Source organism: Pseudomonas sp. A6 (genome assembly GCF_052367875.1).
Classification (GTDB): Bacteria; Pseudomonadota; Gammaproteobacteria; order Pseudomonadales; family Pseudomonadaceae; genus Pseudomonas; species Pseudomonas citronellolis.
On the sequence record NZ_CP198970.1, the window covers coordinates 2,882,643 to 2,898,748 of the forward strand.

At 69.3% G+C, this 16,106-nt stretch carries 16 protein-coding genes; 9 read left to right on the forward strand and 7 right to left on the reverse strand.

The annotated features are described in order from the left end of the window. Positions 1–12: 12 nt before the first annotated feature. From cydB to cydP, 3 genes are read right to left on the reverse strand one after another with little or no spacing between them, the layout of a single operon-like run. Positions 13–1,149: a cytochrome d ubiquinol oxidase subunit II gene (gene cydB / locus ACTWJ5_RS13105; protein WP_116423977.1), complete on the reverse strand. Its 1,137-nt coding sequence runs from the start codon at positions 1,147–1,149 to the stop codon at positions 13–15. Positions 1,150–1,159: 10 nt separating this feature from the next. Next, complete coding sequence (locus tag ACTWJ5_RS13110; RefSeq protein ID WP_444438918.1) at positions 1,160–2,734, reverse strand: cytochrome ubiquinol oxidase subunit I; 1,575 nt, start codon at positions 2,732–2,734, stop codon at positions 1,160–1,162. Then, entirely contained in the window at positions 2,734–2,943 is a 210-nt protein-coding gene (cydP, locus tag ACTWJ5_RS13115) for a cytochrome oxidase putative small subunit CydP (RefSeq protein ID WP_043272039.1), read from the reverse strand. Before cydP ends, ACTWJ5_RS13110 begins: the two co-directional genes overlap by 1 nt. Before the next feature lie 182 nt (positions 2,944–3,125). Between cydP and ACTWJ5_RS13120 the strand changes: the two genes are divergently transcribed. Together ACTWJ5_RS13120 and ACTWJ5_RS13125 are read left to right on the forward strand one after the other, a co-directional pair. Next, positions 3,126–3,323, forward strand: a complete 198-nt coding sequence (locus ACTWJ5_RS13120; protein WP_444438920.1) for a YgaP family membrane protein — start codon at positions 3,126–3,128, stop codon at positions 3,321–3,323. Positions 3,324–3,507: 184 nt separating this feature from the next. Continuing rightward, positions 3,508–3,741, forward strand: a complete 234-nt coding sequence (locus ACTWJ5_RS13125) for a metal-sensing transcriptional repressor (protein WP_009623131.1) — start codon at positions 3,508–3,510, stop codon at positions 3,739–3,741. 20 nt (positions 3,742–3,761) lie between these two features. Here ACTWJ5_RS13125 and ACTWJ5_RS13130 read toward each other — a convergent pair whose 3' ends face one another. From ACTWJ5_RS13130 to ACTWJ5_RS13140, 3 genes are all read right to left on the reverse strand, one after another. Beyond that, positions 3,762–4,556 (reverse strand): sulfite exporter TauE/SafE family protein, encoded by a 795-nt coding sequence (locus ACTWJ5_RS13130; protein WP_074980613.1) that lies wholly within the window; start codon positions 4,554–4,556, stop codon positions 3,762–3,764. A gap of 10 nt (positions 4,557–4,566) precedes the next feature. Beyond that, on the reverse strand, positions 4,567–6,249 hold the full coding sequence (locus tag ACTWJ5_RS13135) for a TIGR01244 family sulfur transferase (RefSeq protein ID WP_444438922.1): 1,683 nt from the start codon (positions 6,247–6,249) through the stop codon (positions 4,567–4,569). A gap of 83 nt (positions 6,250–6,332) precedes the next feature. After that, entirely contained in the window at positions 6,333–7,271 is a 939-nt protein-coding gene (locus ACTWJ5_RS13140) for an MBL fold metallo-hydrolase (protein WP_116423971.1), read from the reverse strand. Positions 7,272–7,419: 148 nt separating this feature from the next. Here ACTWJ5_RS13140 and ACTWJ5_RS13145 point away from each other — a divergent pair, with 148 nt between their 5' ends. Together ACTWJ5_RS13145 and ACTWJ5_RS13150 are read left to right on the forward strand one after the other, a co-directional pair. Then, positions 7,420–8,070, forward strand: coding sequence for a peroxiredoxin (locus ACTWJ5_RS13145; RefSeq protein WP_245323042.1), 651 nt, complete (start codon positions 7,420–7,422; stop codon positions 8,068–8,070). Further along, the gene (locus ACTWJ5_RS13150; protein ID WP_074980609.1) at positions 8,067–8,465 is read left to right on the forward strand and encodes an ArsR/SmtB family transcription factor; all 399 of its coding nucleotides are present in this window, start codon (positions 8,067–8,069) and stop codon (positions 8,463–8,465) included. The genes ACTWJ5_RS13145 and ACTWJ5_RS13150 overlap by 4 nt, the downstream gene beginning before the upstream one ends. On the opposite strand, the gene ACTWJ5_RS13155 is transcribed toward ACTWJ5_RS13150, so the two are convergent. Then, positions 8,462–9,223 (reverse strand): TetR/AcrR family transcriptional regulator, encoded by a 762-nt coding sequence (locus tag ACTWJ5_RS13155; RefSeq protein ID WP_444438925.1) that lies wholly within the window; start codon positions 9,221–9,223, stop codon positions 8,462–8,464. The two genes, ACTWJ5_RS13150 and ACTWJ5_RS13155, sit on opposite strands and share 4 nt — an antisense overlap. A gap of 482 nt (positions 9,224–9,705) precedes the next feature. Here ACTWJ5_RS13155 and ACTWJ5_RS13160 point away from each other — a divergent pair, with 482 nt between their 5' ends. The 5 genes from ACTWJ5_RS13160 (at position 9,706) to ACTWJ5_RS13180 (ending at position 16,103) form a co-directional block, all read left to right on the forward strand. Next, positions 9,706–10,920 (forward strand): acyl-CoA dehydrogenase family protein, encoded by a 1,215-nt coding sequence (locus ACTWJ5_RS13160; RefSeq protein ID WP_444438927.1) that lies wholly within the window; start codon positions 9,706–9,708, stop codon positions 10,918–10,920. 16 nt (positions 10,921–10,936) lie between these two features. Next, positions 10,937–11,443 carry a flavin reductase family protein gene (locus ACTWJ5_RS13165; protein WP_444438928.1) on the forward strand — a complete coding sequence of 169 codons (507 nt, stop codon included), beginning with the start codon at positions 10,937–10,939 and terminating at the stop codon, positions 11,441–11,443. 101 nt (positions 11,444–11,544) lie between these two features. Beyond that, complete coding sequence (gene mdeB / locus ACTWJ5_RS13170; protein ID WP_444438929.1) at positions 11,545–14,205, forward strand: alpha-ketoglutarate dehydrogenase; 2,661 nt, start codon at positions 11,545–11,547, stop codon at positions 14,203–14,205. A 12-nt stretch (positions 14,206–14,217) separates the two neighbouring features. Further along, a complete protein-coding gene (locus ACTWJ5_RS13175; RefSeq protein WP_444438931.1) occupies positions 14,218–15,498 on the forward strand; it encodes a 2-oxo acid dehydrogenase subunit E2 in 1,281 nt (426 codons plus the stop codon). A gap of 26 nt (positions 15,499–15,524) precedes the next feature. Next, positions 15,525–16,103 (forward strand): VOC family protein, encoded by a 579-nt coding sequence (locus ACTWJ5_RS13180; protein WP_253390217.1) that lies wholly within the window; start codon positions 15,525–15,527, stop codon positions 16,101–16,103. Positions 16,104–16,106: the final 3 nt, after the last annotated feature.

Consider the following 16,106-nt stretch of genomic DNA (forward strand, 5'->3'; position numbering starts at 1 on the left):
GCTTGTCGCTCCTCAGTAGAGTCCGTGGGGGTTGGCGTCGATGTGTCCGCGGCTCAGCCGGCCCCACATGCGCACGTAGCCCCAGAGGGTGTAGCAAAGGATCAGCGGCACGAAGATGCAGGCCACGGCGAACATGATGCCGAGGGTCTTGTGGCTGGACACCGCGTCCCACAGCGTCAGGCTGGCCGCCGGGTTCTCGCTGGAGGGGAAGACGAAGGGGAACAGCGCGAAGCCGGCGGTGCAGAGCGTGCCGACGATGGCCAGGGCGCTGCCGAGGAAGGCCAGGCCGCCCCTGTTGCCGCTGGCGCTGGCCAGGGCCAGCAGCCCGCCGAGGATGCCCAGCGCCGGGGCGAGCAGCGTCAGCGGCTGCTTGTGGTAGTTGGCCAGCCAGCCGGCGTTGTCCAGCGTCACCTGCTTGTGCAGCGGATTGAGCACGGCGTTGCCGTCCACCGCCGAGGCCAGGCTGAAGCCGTGCATGCCCAGGCTGAGCCATAGCCCGGCGCCGATGAAGGCCGCCAGGTACACCAGCGCGCACAGTTGCGCGGCGCGGCGCGAGCGTTCGGCCAGTTCGCCGTCGGTGCGCAGCATCAGCCAGGCGCCGCCGTGCAGGCAGAGCATGCTCAGGCTGACCACCCCGGCGAGCAGGGCGAAGGGGTTGAGCAGGGCGAAGAACGAGCCGCTGTAGGTCGGCCGCATCATTTCGTCGAGGTTGAACGGCAGGCCCAGGAACAGGTTGCCGAAGGCCACGCCGAACACCAGCGCCGGGACGCAGCCGCCGACGAACAGCGCCCAGTCCCAGGCCGCGCGCCAGCGCGGGTTCTCCAGCTTGCTGCGGTAGTCGAAGCCCACCGGCCGGCAGAACAGCGCGAACAGCACCAGCAGCATGGCCCAGTAGAGCCCGGAGAAGGCGGTGGCGTAGACCATCGGCCAGGCGGCGAAGAGCGCGCCGCCGGCGGTGATGAACCACACCTGGTTGCCGTCCCAGTGCGGGGCGATGGTGTTGATCGCCACGCGGCGCTCGTGGTCGTCCCGGGCGACGAAGGGCAGCAGCGCCATGGCGCCCATGTCGAAGCCGTCGGTGAGGGCGAAGCCGATCAGCAGCACGCCGATCAGCACCCACCAGGTGATCTTCAGGGTTTCGTAGTCCATGGCGGGTTCCTCAGACAGTGGCCGGGCGCTGCGCGGCGCCCTGCTCGAAGTGGTAGCGGCCGGTGTGCAGGCTCGACGGGCCGAGGCGGGCGAACTTGATCATCAGGTACATCTCCACCACCAGCAGCAGGCTGTAGAAGGCCACCAGCGCGATCAGCGAACCCCACAGGTCGTGGGTGCCCAGGCTGGAGGCGGACAGGTGCACCGGCAGCACCTCGCCGATGGACCAGGGCTGGCGGCCGTGCTCGGCGACGTACCAGCCGGTCTGCGCGGCGATCCACGGCAGCGGCAGGCTCAGCAGCGCCCACTTCAGCAGCCAGGGCTTGCGCTCCTCGTTCTTGCGCGCCGAGGCCCAGAAGGCGCAGGCGAACAGGGCGAGCATGAGGAAGCCGCAGGCGACCATGATGCGGAAGCTGAAGAACAGCGTGAGCACGTCGGGGATGGTGTCCAGGGTGGCCAGGCGGATCTGCTCTTCGCTGGCGTCCACCACCTTGTCGGTGTACTTCTTCAGCAGCAGGCCGTAGCCCAGGTCCTGCTTCACATCATTGAAGGCGGCGAGGGTGGCCGCGGACGTGTCGCCGCCGCGCAGCTGTTCCAGCAGCGCGTAGGCCTGCATGCCGTTGCGGATGCGCGCCTCGTGCTGCACCAGCAGGTCCTTGATGCCGGTGACCTCCTTGTCCAGCGAGCGGGTGGCGATGATGCCCAGCGCATAGGGAATCTTGATCGCGTAATGGGTGCGCATCTGCTCCTGGTCGGGGATGCCGAACAGGGTGAAGCCGGCCGGCGCCTGCTCGGTGCTCCACTCGGCCTCGATGGCGGCCAGCTTGGTCTTCTGCACGTCGCCGATCTCGTAGCCGGACTCGTCGCCGAGGATGATCACCGAGAGGATCGAGGCCAGGCCGAAGGCCGAGGCGATGGCGAAGGAGCGGCGGGCGAAGCCCTGGTCACGGCCCTTGAGCAGGTAATAACTGGAGATGGCCAGGACGAAGATCGCCCCGGTGACGTAGCCGGCGGCCACGGTGTGGACGAACTTGACCTGGGCCACCGGGTTGAACAGCAGGGCGCCGAAATCGGTCAGCTCCATGCGCATGGTCTGGAAGTTGAATTCCGCACCCACCGGGTTCTGCATCCAGCCGTTGGCGATCAGGATCCACAGCGCCGAGAGGTTCGAGCCCAGCGCCACCAGCCAGGTCACGCTCAGGTGCTGGACCTTGGACAGGCGATCCCAGCCGAAGAAGAACAGGCCGATGAAGGTGGATTCTAGGAAGAACGCCATCAGCCCCTCGATGGCCAGGGGCGCGCCGAAGATGTCGCCGACGTAGTGGGAGTAGTAGGCCCAGTTGGTGCCGAACTGGAACTCCATGGTCAGCCCGGTGGTGACGCCGAGGGCGAAGTTGATGCCGAACAGCTTGCCCCAGAACTGCGTCATGTCCTTGTACACCTGCTTGCCGGTCATCACGTAGACCGACTCCATGATCGCCAGCAGGAAGGCGAGGCCCAGCGTCAGGGGCACGAACAGGAAGTGGTACATCGCCGTCATCGCGAACTGCAGGCGTGACAGGTCGACTACGGCTTCGGAAATCATCACGGGGACTCCTTGGCGGGGGATGAGGTGGGGGTGGATACGGGGTCGGGGGTGCCCAGCAGGTGCGCGCTGACCTGCCGTTCGCCCTCGGCGGGAAGGGTGGGGTGGTCGAACCAGATGGCCTTGATGGCCAGGAGCAGCACCAGCTTGATCAGCAGGATGGCCGCCAGTTCCTTCACCAGCTTCGGGTAGCGGATTGACGCACTCACTTGTGCACCTCTGGAGCGGCTGCTGTAATACCCCATAGGGTATGCTGGAAGTGCCCTTTCAATGAGATGGCAGATTGACGCAGCAGGCGCCTGGACCCTCGTCCGGCGCCCGACCCGGCAAGCCGGCCGCTCATCTTCACCGTGCTGGATGGCCAGCGCGGGACCTGACCAAGGAGATCGTCATGAAAGCGAATGTGGGGACCATCGATCGCGCGGTGCGCATCGTCGTGGGGCTGCTGCTGATCGGGCTGAGCCTCGCCGGCGTGATCGGCTGGTGGGGGTGGATCGGCATAGTGCCGCTGGCCACCGGCATCTTCCGTTTCTGCCCGGTTTATCCGCTGCTGGGCATCAGCACCTGCGGGAGCTGCAAGCGCTCCTGAGGCCGGGCGCGGGCCATGCCCGGCGGCTGCCCCGCCGCCGGGCTGGCTGTGCCCGCCGAACAACGCTACCCTCACGCCCGGGCGCCGGGTTGCCGTGGATGGGAACCCCATGGAGCCTTCACCTCGGGATGCGCGTTGGAAGGTACACGTGAGCAGAAAAAGCGATATCACCCCCCAGGAAGCGATGCTCAACCGCCTGGCCCGGGTCGAGGGCCAGATACGCGGGTTGCAGGCCATGATCCGCCGGGGCGAGGAGTGCGAGACCATCGCGCTGCAGTTCCGCGCGGCGCGCAAGGCCCTGGAAAAGGCCTACCAGGAGCTGCTCGCCTGCCTGCTGGAAGAGGCGTTCGAGGACCAGGAGCAGGACGCGGCGCAGACGCTGCAGCGGGTCCGGGCGATCTTCACGAAATACACCTGAGCGGTGCGTTGCCCTGTCGTTCATATGACGCCCAGCGCCCCCAGGCTGCGGTAGAGCATGTACAGCGCGGTGGCGCCGATCATCGCCGCCGACACCAGGTTCAGGGTGCCCTGGCTGCGCGACAGGCGCGTCGCCAGCCAGGCGCCGCACAGCCCGCCGGCCACCCCGCCGCCGATGAACACCACCGCCAGCGGCCAGTCCACCAGGCCCGAGCGCGCGTAGTTGAGCGCGGTGGTCAGGCCGAAGGCGGTCACTGCCACCAGCGAGCTGCCCACGGCGAAGAGGATCGGCATGCGCGTGGCGGCCATCAGGCCGGGGACGATGAGGAAGCCGCCGCCGATGCCGAAGAATCCCGACAGGGCGCCGGCCAGGCCGCCGAATGCCGCCAGCCGCGGGGCGTTGCCGCGGCCCAGGGCCACCGCGGCGTCGCCTTCGCTGGCGCGCCCGCGCAGCATCAGCGCCGCCACCACCAGCATCAGCAGGGCGAACAGCACCAGCAGCTTCTGGCCGTCGAAGGCCTTGCCCAGGGACGAGCCGAAGAAGGCGCCGACCACCCCGACCAGCGCGAACACCGAGGCGCAGGGCCACTTCACGTTGCCGCGGCGGGCATGGTTGAGCAGGTTGGCGGCGGCGTTGGCGGCCACCGCCAGGGCGCTGGTGCCGATGGCGACGTGGGGGTTGTCGACGCCGACCAGGTAGACCATCAGTGGCACGGCGAGGATCGAGCCGCCCCCGCCGACCAGGCCGAGGGTGAAGCCCACCAGCGAACCGGCGGCGGCGCCGAGCAGGTACTGCAACAGGCTGAGGGTCGGCATCGCGGCTTCCTCAGGCGGACTGTTCGGCGCGGCGCCGGCCGGGCGCGCAGAGCCACTCGCGGCCCTTGAGCATGGCGTTCCAGTAGATGCCCGGCAGCGCCTCGGACTTCAGGTGCCAGGCCAGGCGCGACGGCTTGCGGCCATCGAGCAGCCAGCGCGGGAAGGTGGGCAGCAGCTTGCCGCCGTAGCCGAACTCGGCGAGCACGATCTTGCCGCGCTCCACGGTCAGCGGGCAGGAGCCGTAGCCGTCGTAGGCCGCCGTCAGGGGCTGGCCGTCGAGGCAGGCGAGGGCGTTGTGCGCCACCACCGGCGCCTGCTTGCGCGCCGCCGCGGCGGTCTTGGCGTTGGGCGCGGCGCTGGCGTCGCCGAGGGCGAAGACGTTGGCGAAGCGCGCATGGCGCAAGGTCACCGGGTCGACGTCGATCCAGCCGCCGTCGCCGGCCAGCGGGCTGCTGCGGATGAAGTCTGGAGCGGTCTGCGGCGGGCACACGTGGAGCATGTCGAACTCGCGCACTTCCTCGTGGCGCTGGCCGTCGGCATCGGTGCGGGCGAAGGTGGCGGTGCGCGCCGGGCCGTCGACGGCCGCCAGGGTCGAGCCGAAGTTGAGCTGGGCGCGGTAGCGCTCGACGTACTCCATCAATGCCGGCACGTAGTCCGCCACGCCGAACAGCGCGGCGCCGGCGGTGTGGAACTGGATATCGATGCCGTCCAGGCGGCCACCGCGCAGCCAGTGGTCGGCGGACAGGTACATGGCCTTCTGCGGCGCGCCGGCGCACTTGATCGGCATCGGCGGCTGGGTGAAGAGCGCGCGGCCGCGGTGCAGGCCGCGCACCAGCTGCCAGGTGTAGGGCGCCAGGTCGAAGCGGTAGTTGGAGGTCACGCCGTTGCGCCCCAGGGTGTCGGCCAGGCCGGGGATGGCGTTCCAGTCCAGCTTCAGGCCGGGCGCCAGGATCAGCACGCGGTACTTCAGGCTGGCGCCGTTGGCCAGGATCACCCGCTCGTCCTGGGGCGCGAAGGCTGCCGCGGCGGAGCGCTCCCAGGCCACGCAGTCGGGGATCAGCGCCGCCATCGGGCGCACCGTGCGGTCCTGGGTGAAGACGCCGGCGCCGACCATGGTCCAGCCCGGCTGGTAGTAGTGCTCCGTGGCCGGCTCGACCATGCAGATGCTCAGGTTCTGGCGGCGCTTGAGCAGGCTGGCGCAGGTGGCCAGGCCGGCGGCGCCGGCGCCGATCACCACCACGTCGTAGGTGGGCTCGCCGCGCCCCGGGCGGGGGCTGGCGGCGGCCTGTAGGCGCGGGCGCAGCTGGCCGAGGTCGAAGCCGGCCCGGGCGGTGCGGGCGAGTATGTCGTCCAGGGGCCGTTGCCCGGCCTGGGACAGCGCCCAGAGCGTGGCCGAGCGGGTGCCGGTGCGGCAGTAGGCGAGCACCGGGCCGGGCAGCTGCTCCAGGGCGGCGGCGAAGGCATGGACGTCGGCGTCGCCGATGGCGCCGCTGGTCACCGGCAGGTAGGCGAACTCCAGGCCCTGGGCGGTGGCGGCCGCGGCCATGGCCTGGCTGCCCGGCTGGTCGTCGGCCTCGCCGTCGGGGCGGTTGCAGACCAGGCTGCGGATGCCGGTGGCGGCCAGGGCGGAAAGGTCTTCGGGGTTCAGTTGCGGGGCGACGCAAAAGCCATCGTCCAGGGGCAGACGTTGCATGGCGGATTCCTCTTCTTCTTTCGGCGGCGCAAGGCAAGGGGAGGGCGGCGGGACAGCGGCCGTCATGGCCCGCCGTCGGCGGCTCAGAGCAGGTTCAGCGGCAGCTTGAGGTAGCGCACGCCGTTGTCTTCCGGCTCCGGCAGGTGGCCGCCGCGCATGTTCACCTGCACCGAGGGCAGCATCAGGCGCGGCATCGGCAGGGTGGCGTCGCGGGCGTCGCGCATGGCGACGAACGCGGCCTCGCTCACGCCGTCGTGGACGTGGATGTTGCCGGCGCGCTGCGCGCCGATGCTGGTTTCCCAGGCGTAGCGGTCGCGGCCGGGGGCCTTGTAGTCGTGGCAGAGGAACACCCGCGCCGGCTGCGGCAGGCCGAGCAGCCGGCGGATGGAGCGGAACAGCGTGGCGCTGTCGCCGCCGGGGAAGTCGCAGCGCGCGGTGCCGTAGTCGGGCATGAACAGGGTGTCGCCGGGGAACACCGCATCGCCGATCACGTAGGCCATACAGGCCGGGGTATGCCCGGGCACGTGCAGGGCGATGGCCTGCAGGTTGCCGATGCGGAAACTTTCGCCATCCGCGAAAAGATGGTCGAACTGGCTGCCGTCGCGGGCGAAGGCGCTGCCGGCGTTGAAGATCTTGCCGAAGGTCTGCTGCACCCGGGTGATCCGCTCGCCGATCGCCAGGCGCCCGCCCAGGCGTTCCTGCAGCAGCGGCGCGGCGGACAGGTGGTCGGCATGGGCGTGGGTCTCCAGCAGCCAGGACACCCGCAGGTCGTTGGCCTGGACGAACTCCACCAGGGCCTGGGCCGACTCCTGGTGGGTGCGGCCGCTGGCCTGGTCGAAGTCGAGCACGCTGTCGATGATGGCGCAGGCGTTGCTGGTGGGATCGCGCACCACATGGCTGACGGTGAAGGTGGCTTCGTCGAAGAACGAGGTGACCTGCGGGGCGGGGGCGCGGCCGCTGGTGGCGTCGTCGACCAGTGCGCTGGCGGCGGCCAGGGCGGCATCGGCGTGGAGGGCGGACATGGGGGACGTCTCCTGCGACATTGACCTGAATCATGCTTACACTATTTCTTTAATAGTGCAATTATGAAAACGTCGAAGTGTCGGCGTCGACGCTACCGGGCCGGGGCGGTAGCATGACGGGCCTGTTCAGCCGAGGATCTGGATCACCGTGGAAGCCAATGCCTGTTCCGCTCCCTCCATGCCGCCGCTGCGCCAGAACGACCGTGCGCCGGAGTTCCGCGCCCGCACCACCCGCGGCGACGTCGCCCTGAGCGACTACCGCGGCCGCTGGCTGCTGCTGTTCTCCCACCCGGCGGACTTCACCCCGGTGTGCACCAGCGAGTTCATCGCCTTCGCCCGCGCCAAGCCGCGCTTCGACGCACTGGGCTGCGAGCTGCTGGCGCTGTCGGTGGACGGCCTCTACTCGCACCTGGCGTGGATACGCGACATCCACGAGCGCTTCGGCGTGGCCATCGACTTCCCGATCATCGAGGACCCCTCCATGGCCATCGCCCGCGGCTACGGCATGGTCGGCCCCGACGCGGTGGACAGCTCGACCACCCGGGTCAGCTACGTGATCGATCCGGAGGGCATCATCCGCGCCCTGAGCTGGTACCCGATGAACGTCGGCCGTTCGGTGGAGGAGTTACTGCGCCTGGTTGCCGCGCTGCAGGCCACCGACCGGCACGCCGCTTCCACGCCGGAGGGCTGGCAGCCCGGCGGCGCGCTGCTGGAGCCGGTGGCCCTGGATGCCCATGAGGCGTTGCAGGTCGAGCCCGGCCCGGACGAAACCTGGTACTACCGCTGGAAGAAACCATGAAGGCGCCGGCCGACGAGGGCCTGGAAGCCCTGAAGGAGCGCGCCAACGACGCCGCCGAACTGCTGCGCCTGCTGGCCAACCCGACGCGCCTGCTGCTGCTCTGCCAGATCGCCCGTGGCGAATGCTCCGTGGCGGAACTGGAACGCGACCTCGGCCTGCGTCAGCCCGGCCTGTCGCAGCAACTGGCCGAACTGCGGCAGAACCAGCTGGTGAAGACCCGCCGCGAATCCCGCTCGATCTACTACAGCCTGGCCGACGCCCGCGTGCAGGTGCTGCTGGAAGCGTTGCACGAGGCGCTGTGCGGCGATCCGCAGCTGCAGCAGGTTGCCAGGCTCCCCGCCAGGGCGACGCCGGCGCCCGGGGAGAGCGCGCGCTTCGCCCGCATCGAGCGCTAGGCCTGCTGCCGGCGATAGGCGAGGAACTCGCGGCCCTCGCGCGAGTTGAGGTTCAGCGACCACACCGGGCGCGGCAGCTCCAGCGCGCCCGAGCCCCAGTCCTGCAGGTAGCTCAGCGAGAAGTCCACGCCGCGCCGGCAGGTGGCCGCGTCGTAGCCGAGGCTGGCCATGGCCATGTGCACGCAGGCGTCGATGTATTCGTTGGGCTGTTCCACGCCCTGCAGGATGGTCTGGATGCTCAGGGCCGAGGCGCCCATGAGGAAGTCGGTGGCGGCGTCGAGGCGTTCGAAGTGGAGTTCGCCGGCGGCGCGCCCACTCTCCAGGTCGCGGCCCATGTACTCGGCCACCAGGGCGTGGTGCGGCCAGACGTCGACGCGGGTGACGAAACCGGCCCACTTGCGGTCCAGCAGGGCGCGCACCAGGAACACCCGGAAGCCCACCGAGATGCGCTTCCACGGCTCCTCGAGGATGTCGTAGAGCGGCAGGATGTCGGTGGTCATCTGGTTGCTCAGGTCCTGGCCGAGGGCGACCAGCACCTGGTCCAGGGAATCGAAGTAGCGGTAGAAGGTGCCGCGCGAAACCTTGGCCTCGCGGATCACGTCGTCGATCACCGGCGCGGCCGAGCCGGGCTCGGCGAATACCCGCATCGCCGCGTCGAGCAGGCGCGTGCGCATCAGCAGGCGTTTCTTCTCCGCCATCTTCGGGCGGTGGTCGGGGCTGGCCCGTCCGCGGGGGGAGGGCTGCTCGCTGTCTGGCACGGGCTTTATCTCCTTGAGTGACAAAATGTCATTGTTAAAAACTATGCCGATGGTCGGGTAGATAAATTTATTTGATCGCACCCCTTGTACGAGCGGGGCGTCTGTCCTACATTGCTGCTCAATGTCGGAATGACAAGTATGTTCTATCTGTAGCGTATTCGTCGGTCCGGCGCTTTCGTCATAAAAACAACAGGAGACGAAAAATGATCCGTAACGCCTTGCCGCCCCGCCTGTCCCGCCCGCTTCCTCCGCCGCCGCGCAGCAAGCGCCCGCGCGCCTGATATTTCCCCGCATTCCTAGCCACTCCGGGTAACCGTATGCCTTCGGGACCATCAAGGTCCTGAGCGCCGACGCCTGCCCGCGAGGAATCCATTGCCATCCACTGCGCCCTGGCGCCACGGCCGGCGGGATTCGTTCGCCCAGAACAAATGAATGACATTTTAGTCATTGTGACATACAAGGTCGAAGCCATGAAAGAAGCGATGAAAGTGTCCGACGTAAGCGTGCTGCCGCTGGCCGAGCAGCGTCCGTCCCTGCAGGAACTGGTCAAGCGCGCCGAAGCGCTGCAGCCGCTGCTGCGTAAGAACGCCGCGGACTCGGAAAGGAATCGCCGCGCCGCCGAGGAAAACATCCAGGCCATCCGCGACGCCGGGCTGTTCCGGCTGATGGTGCCCAAGCGCTTCGGCGGCCACGAAGGCACCCTGCGCTCGCACCTGGAAGTGTCCGCGGCGCTCGCCGAAGGTTGCGGCGGCACCGCCTGGGTGGCCGCGCTGACCAACGTCTGCGCCTGGTTCACCGGCCTGTTCAGCGAGCGCGCGCAGAACGACGTGTTCGGCGCCAACCCCGACGCCCGCGTGTCCGGCGTGTTCAACGCATCCCCCAACACCCGCCGCGTCGAAGGCGGCCTGATCGTCTCCGGCAAGTGGTACTTCTCCTCCGGCAGCCTGCACGCCGACTGGGCCGCCGTGGGCGCCGAGGAGCGCGACGCCAACGGCGCGCTGGTGGCCCAGTACCTGGCGCTGATCCCGCGCGAGCAGTTCTGCATCGAGGACACCTGGTTCACCACCGGCATGCGCGCCTCGGGCAGCAACTGCATCGTCGCCGAGGAGGTGTTCGTGCCCGACCACCGCCTGCTGAACATGGGCGCGGCCATCGAGGGCGAATACCCCACCGAGTTCAAGGACGAGGCCAGCTACCGCCCGCTGTTCGTGCCCTTCGCCGCGCTGATCCTCAACGGCCCGCAGCTGGGCCTGGGCCGCGCTGCGCTGAAGTACGTGATCGACAACGCGCCGCGCCGCGCCATCGCCTACACCTCGTTCGAGAAGCAGACCGACTCGGTGCTGTTCCAGGCCCAGGTCGCCGAGGCCGCGCTGAAGATCGACAGCGCCGAGCTGCGCGCTTTCCGCGCCGTCGACGAGATCGACGCCGCCGCGCGCGAGGGCCGCAAGCTCGATGCCACCACCCGCGCGCGCATCCGCGCCGACGTCGGCCTGGTCAACACCCACATCACCGACGCCATCAACATCCTGCTCACCGCCCACGGCGCCGGCAGCTTCGCCGAGACCAGCCCGATGCAGCGCTGGTGGCGCGACTCCAACACCGCCGCGCGGCACGCCGTGGCCCTGCCGAGCATCGGCCTGGAGCTGTACGGCAAGGCGCTGCTGGGCGTGGAAAACACCGTCACCCCGCTGATCTGACCGGGAGGGCAACCCCATGGACCCTAAACTCCTGCGTTCGGTGATGGGCCAGTTCGCCACCGGCGTCACCGTGATCACCTACCTCGCCGACGGCGAACCGGCCGGCATGACCGCCAACGCCTTCATGTCGGTGTCGCTGGAGCCGCCGCTGATCCTCGTCTCGGTGCGCAACGCCTCGCGCTTCAACCAGTGGGTGAAGGAGGGCGTGCGCTACGGCGTGAACTTCCTCGCCGAGACCCAGCGCCCGCTGAGCGCGCACTTCGGCGGGCGCCCGGAGGAGGGCCTGGAGCTGCCGTTCTGCCAGCACCAGGACACCCCGCTGCTGGACGGCAGCCTGGTGCAACTGGTGGCGCGCACGGTGGACGTGCACCCGGCCGGCGACCACCAGCTGTACATCGGCGAGGTGGAACACCTGCGCATCGGCGAGCAGCGCAAGCCGCTGCTGTTCTACAGCGGCCGCTACCACCAGATGCACGCCCGCTCGCCGGGCGCCGAATGGAGCGGTAGCCGCGAAGGCTGGTAGGCCCGCGCACCGACGATTGACCGTGCGAACGCCACGGCGCCCCCGGCAGGGGGCGTCGGAGGGCGGCTCGCGCCTGCGAAACCCTGATCGAGCGAAGAACCATGACAGCCAGGATCACCGAATCATCCCGCGAGCGCGCCGAACAGGACAGCGACCGCCAGGAAACCCACGAATGGCTCGACGCCCTGGAGGCCGTGGCGCGCAGCGCCGGCGGCGAGCGCGTCGACTTCCTCCTGCAACGCCTGGCCGAGCACGCCAGCCACCTGGGCGTGCGGCCCTCGGCGCACCCCTATTCGCTGTACCAGAACAGCATCCCCCTGGAGCGGCAGCCGGCCTTCCCCGGCGACCTGGCCATGGAGGAGCGCATCACCTCGATCATCCGCTGGAACGCCCTGGCCATGGTGGCGCGGGCCAACAAGGCCTACGGCGAGCTGGGCGGCCACATCGCCAGCTACGCCTCGGCGGCAGAAATCTTCGAGGTCGGCTTCAACCACTTCTTCCGCGCCGACAGCGCCGCCGGCAAGGGCGACCTGGTGTACTTCCAGCCGCACTCGGCGCCCGGCGTCTACGCCCGCGCCTTCCTCGAAGGGCGCCTGGGCGAGGAACAACTGCAGCGCTACCGCCAGGAAGTGGACGGCGGCGGCCTGTGCTCCTACCCGCACCCCTGGCTGATGCCGGACTTCTGGCAGTTCCCCACCGGTTCCATGGGCATCGGCCCGATCAGCGCCATCTACCAGGCGCGCTTCCTGCGCTACCTGGAGCACCGCGGCATCGCCGATACCGCGCAGCGCCACGTCTGGGGCGTGTTCGGCGACGGCGAGATGGACGAACCGGAATCCCTCGCCGCGCTGTCCCTGGCCGCCCGCGAGAAGCTCGACAACCTGACCTTCGTGATCAACTGCAACCTGCAGCGCCTGGACGGCCCGGTGCGCGGCAACGGGCAGATCATCCAGGAGCTGGAGGCGCTGTTCAGCGGCGCCGGCTGGAACGTGATCAAGGTGATCTGGGGCTCGGACTGGGATGCGCTGTTCGCCCGCGACCGCAACCACGTGCTGCTGCGTCGCTTCGCCCACACCGTCGATGGCCAGTACCAGACCCTCGGCGCCAACGACGGCAACTACAACCGCGCGCACTTCTTCGACCTCGACCCGGAACTGCAGGCGCTGGTCTCGCACATGAGCCCCGAGGAGATCGACGGGCTGCGCCGCGGCGGCCACGACTTCCGCAAGCTGCACGCCGCCTTCGCCGCGGCCAAGGCGCACGACGGCCGGCCGACGGTGATCCTGGCCAAGACCAAGAAAGGCTTCGGCATGGGCCAGGCCGGCGAGTCGCGCAACACCTCGCACCAGCAGAAGAAACTCGACATCGACGCGCTCAAGGCCTTCCGCGACCGCTTCGCCCTGCCGCTGGACGACGCCGCCCTGGAAGAGATGCGCTTCTACAAGCCGGCCGAGGACAGCGCCGAGCTGCGCTACCTGCGCGAGCGCCGCGAAACCCTGGGCGGCTACCTGCCGCGCCGCGTCGGCCAGGCCGAACCCTTGGCGCTGCCGGCGCTGGAGAGCTACGCGCAGTTCGCCCTGCAACCGGACGAACGCGAAAGCTCGACCACCACCGCGGTGGTGCGGCTGTTCTCCAACCTGCTCAAGGACAAGCAGCTGGGCCCGCGCATCGTGCCCATCGTCGCCGACGAGGCGCGCACCTTCGGCATGGCCAACCTGTTCCGCCAGATCGGCATCTACTCGCCGGCCGGCCAGCTCTACGAGCCGGAAGACGCCGGGGCGATGCTCTACTACAAGGAGGCGCGCGACGGCCAACTGCTGGAAGAGGGCATCACCGAGGCCGGGGCGATTTCCTCCTGGGTCGCGGCGGCCACTTCCTACAGCGTCAACGGCGTGGCCATGCTGCCGTTCTACATCTACTACTCGATGTTCGGCTTCCAGCGCATCGGCGACCTCATCTGGGCCGCCGCCGACCAGCGCGCCCGCGGCTTCCTGATCGGCGCCACGGCCGGGCGCACCACCCTGGCCGGCGAGGGCCTGCAGCACCAGGACGGCACCAGCCAGCTGATCGCCTCCACCGTGCCCAACTGCCGCGCCTACGACCCGGCCTTCGCCAGCGAGGCGGCGGTGATCATCGACCACGGCGGCCGGCGCATGCTCCAGGAGCAGCACGACGAGTTCTACTACCTGACGGTGACCAACGAGAACTACGTGCAGGCGCCGCTGGAGCCCGCGCAGCACGCCGACGTGATCAAGGGCATGCGCCTGTTCGGCACCCGCGGCGAGGGCAAGCCGGCGGTACGCCTGCTCGGTTCCGGGGCCATCCTGCGCGAGGTCATCGGCGCCGCCGAGCTGCTCGCCGAGGAGTGGGGCGTGGCCAGCGAGATCTGGAGCGTCACCAGCTTCTCCGAGCTGGCCCGCGAGGCCCGCGAGGTCGAGCGCGAGCAACTGTTCGGCGACGACAGCGAAGCGCGCAGCCACCTGCAAACCTGCCTGCCCGGCGAGGTGCCGGTGGTGGCCGCCAGCGACTACGTGCGCGGCTATGCGCAGCTGATCGCGCCCTACCTGCAGGCGCCGTACACCGCCCTGGGCACCGACGGTTTCGGCCGCAGCGACACCCGCCCGGCGCTGCGCCGCTTCTTCGAGCTGGACCGCCAGCACATCGCCCTGGCGGCGCTGGCCGGCATCGACCGCGACAAGCATGCCCGGGCCCGCGCGCGCTACGCCATCGACGGCGCCGCCGGCGCCCCCTGGAACCGTTGAGGAGTGAACGCCATGCAACAACTGATGGTTCCGGATATCGGCGACTTCAAGGACCTGCCGGTGGTCGAGGTGCTGATCAAGGCCGGCGACGTGGTCGCCGTGGAACAGCCGCTGATCGTGCTCGAATCCGACAAGGCGGTGATGGACGTGCCCAGTACCCTGTCCTGCACCATTCGCGAAGTGCTGATCAAGCCGGGCGACAAGGTGTCCCGGGGCAGCGTGATCGCCCATATCGAGCTGGCCGGGGAGGGTGCTGCCGCGCCTGTGGCCGCTGAAGCTGCACCTGCGATTCCCGACGCCGCGCCCGTCGTGGCGAAAGCCGAACCGCTGGCTGCCGCTCCCGCGCCCAGCGTACAAGCTGCGCCCGCCGCCGAGGAAGTCCGCAAGCCACAACTGGCCCTGGCCGGCCCGGCGGTGCGCAAGCTGGCCCGCGAACTGGCGGTGGACCTCGACCAGGTGCCGGCCAGCGGCCCCAACGGCCGGGTGCTGCGCGAGGACGTGCTGGCCTTCGTCAAGGCCCTGCGCGAACAACCGGCGGCCGCCGCCAGGCTCGGTGGCGGGCTCGACCTGCTGCCCTGGCCGCAGGTGGACTTCGCCCAGTTCGGCCACGTCGAGCGCCGCACGCTGTCGCGCATCAAGCGCATCTCGGCGGCCAACCTGCACCGCAACTGGGTGAGCATCCCCCACGTCACCAACCACAGTCAGGCCGACGTCACCGAGCTGGAGGCGCTGCGCGTGCAGCTCAACGGCGAGGCCCGCGAAGGGCAGGCCAAGGTCACCCTGCTGGCCTTCCTGATCAAGGCCTGCGTGGCGGCGCTGCAACGCTTCCCGCAGTTCAACGTGAGCCTGGAGGGCGACGAGGTGGTGCAGAAGCACTACTTCCACATCGGCTTCGCCGCCGACACCCCCAACGGCCTGGTGGTGCCGGTGATCCGCGATGCCGAGCGCAAGGGCATCGCCGCGCTGGCGCAGGAGATGGCCGAACTCTCGCAACTGGCCCGCAGCGGCAAGCTGAGCCCGGCGCAGATGCAGGGCGGCTGCTTCTCGATCTCGTCCCTGGGCGGCATCGGCGGCGGCCACTTCACCCCGATCATCAACGCGCCGGAAGTGGCGATCCTCGGCGTCGGCCGCGCCGAGCTGCAACCGCGCTGGAATGGCAGCGCCTTCGAACCGCACCTGCAGCTGCCGCTGTCGCTGTCCTGGGACCACCGCGCGGTGGACGGCGCCGAGGCCGGGCGCTTCCTGGCCTACCTGGCGACCCTGCTCGGCGACTTCCGCCGGGTGCTGGTCTGAGTACGACAACAACAAGGAGAACGGATATGACTGCTTCCCACGCCACGCCCGCCGAGCGCATCGTGCCGATGAAAATGGCCCACCTGGTGTTCCGCTGCGCCGACCGCAAGGCCATGGTCGACTGGTACCGCAAGCTGTTCCAGGCCGAGCTGGTGTTCGAGGACGACATCCTCACCTTCATCACCTACGACGACGAGCACCACCGCCTGGCCTTCTTCAACATGCCGCACCTGCCGCCCAAGGCGGAGGAGACCACCGGCATGCACCACATCGCCTACAGCTACGCGAGCATCGCCGACCTGCTCAACACCTACCTGCGCCTGAAGCAGGAGGGCATCCGCCCCTACTGGTGCATCAACCACGGGCCGACCACCTCGCTGTACTTCCGCGACCCGGAGCACAACGACATCGAGCTGCAGGTGGACAACTTCGTCGAGGCCGCCGACGCCGCGGCCTTCTTCCACAGCGAAACCTTCGCCAACGACCCCATCGGCCTGGAGTTCGACCCCGACGCCATGGTCGCGCTGTGGCGCAGCGGCGCCAGCGACGCCGAACTCTGCCGGCTGGGCACCGCTGCCACCGGCACCCGCACCGTACTGGGATAAGGA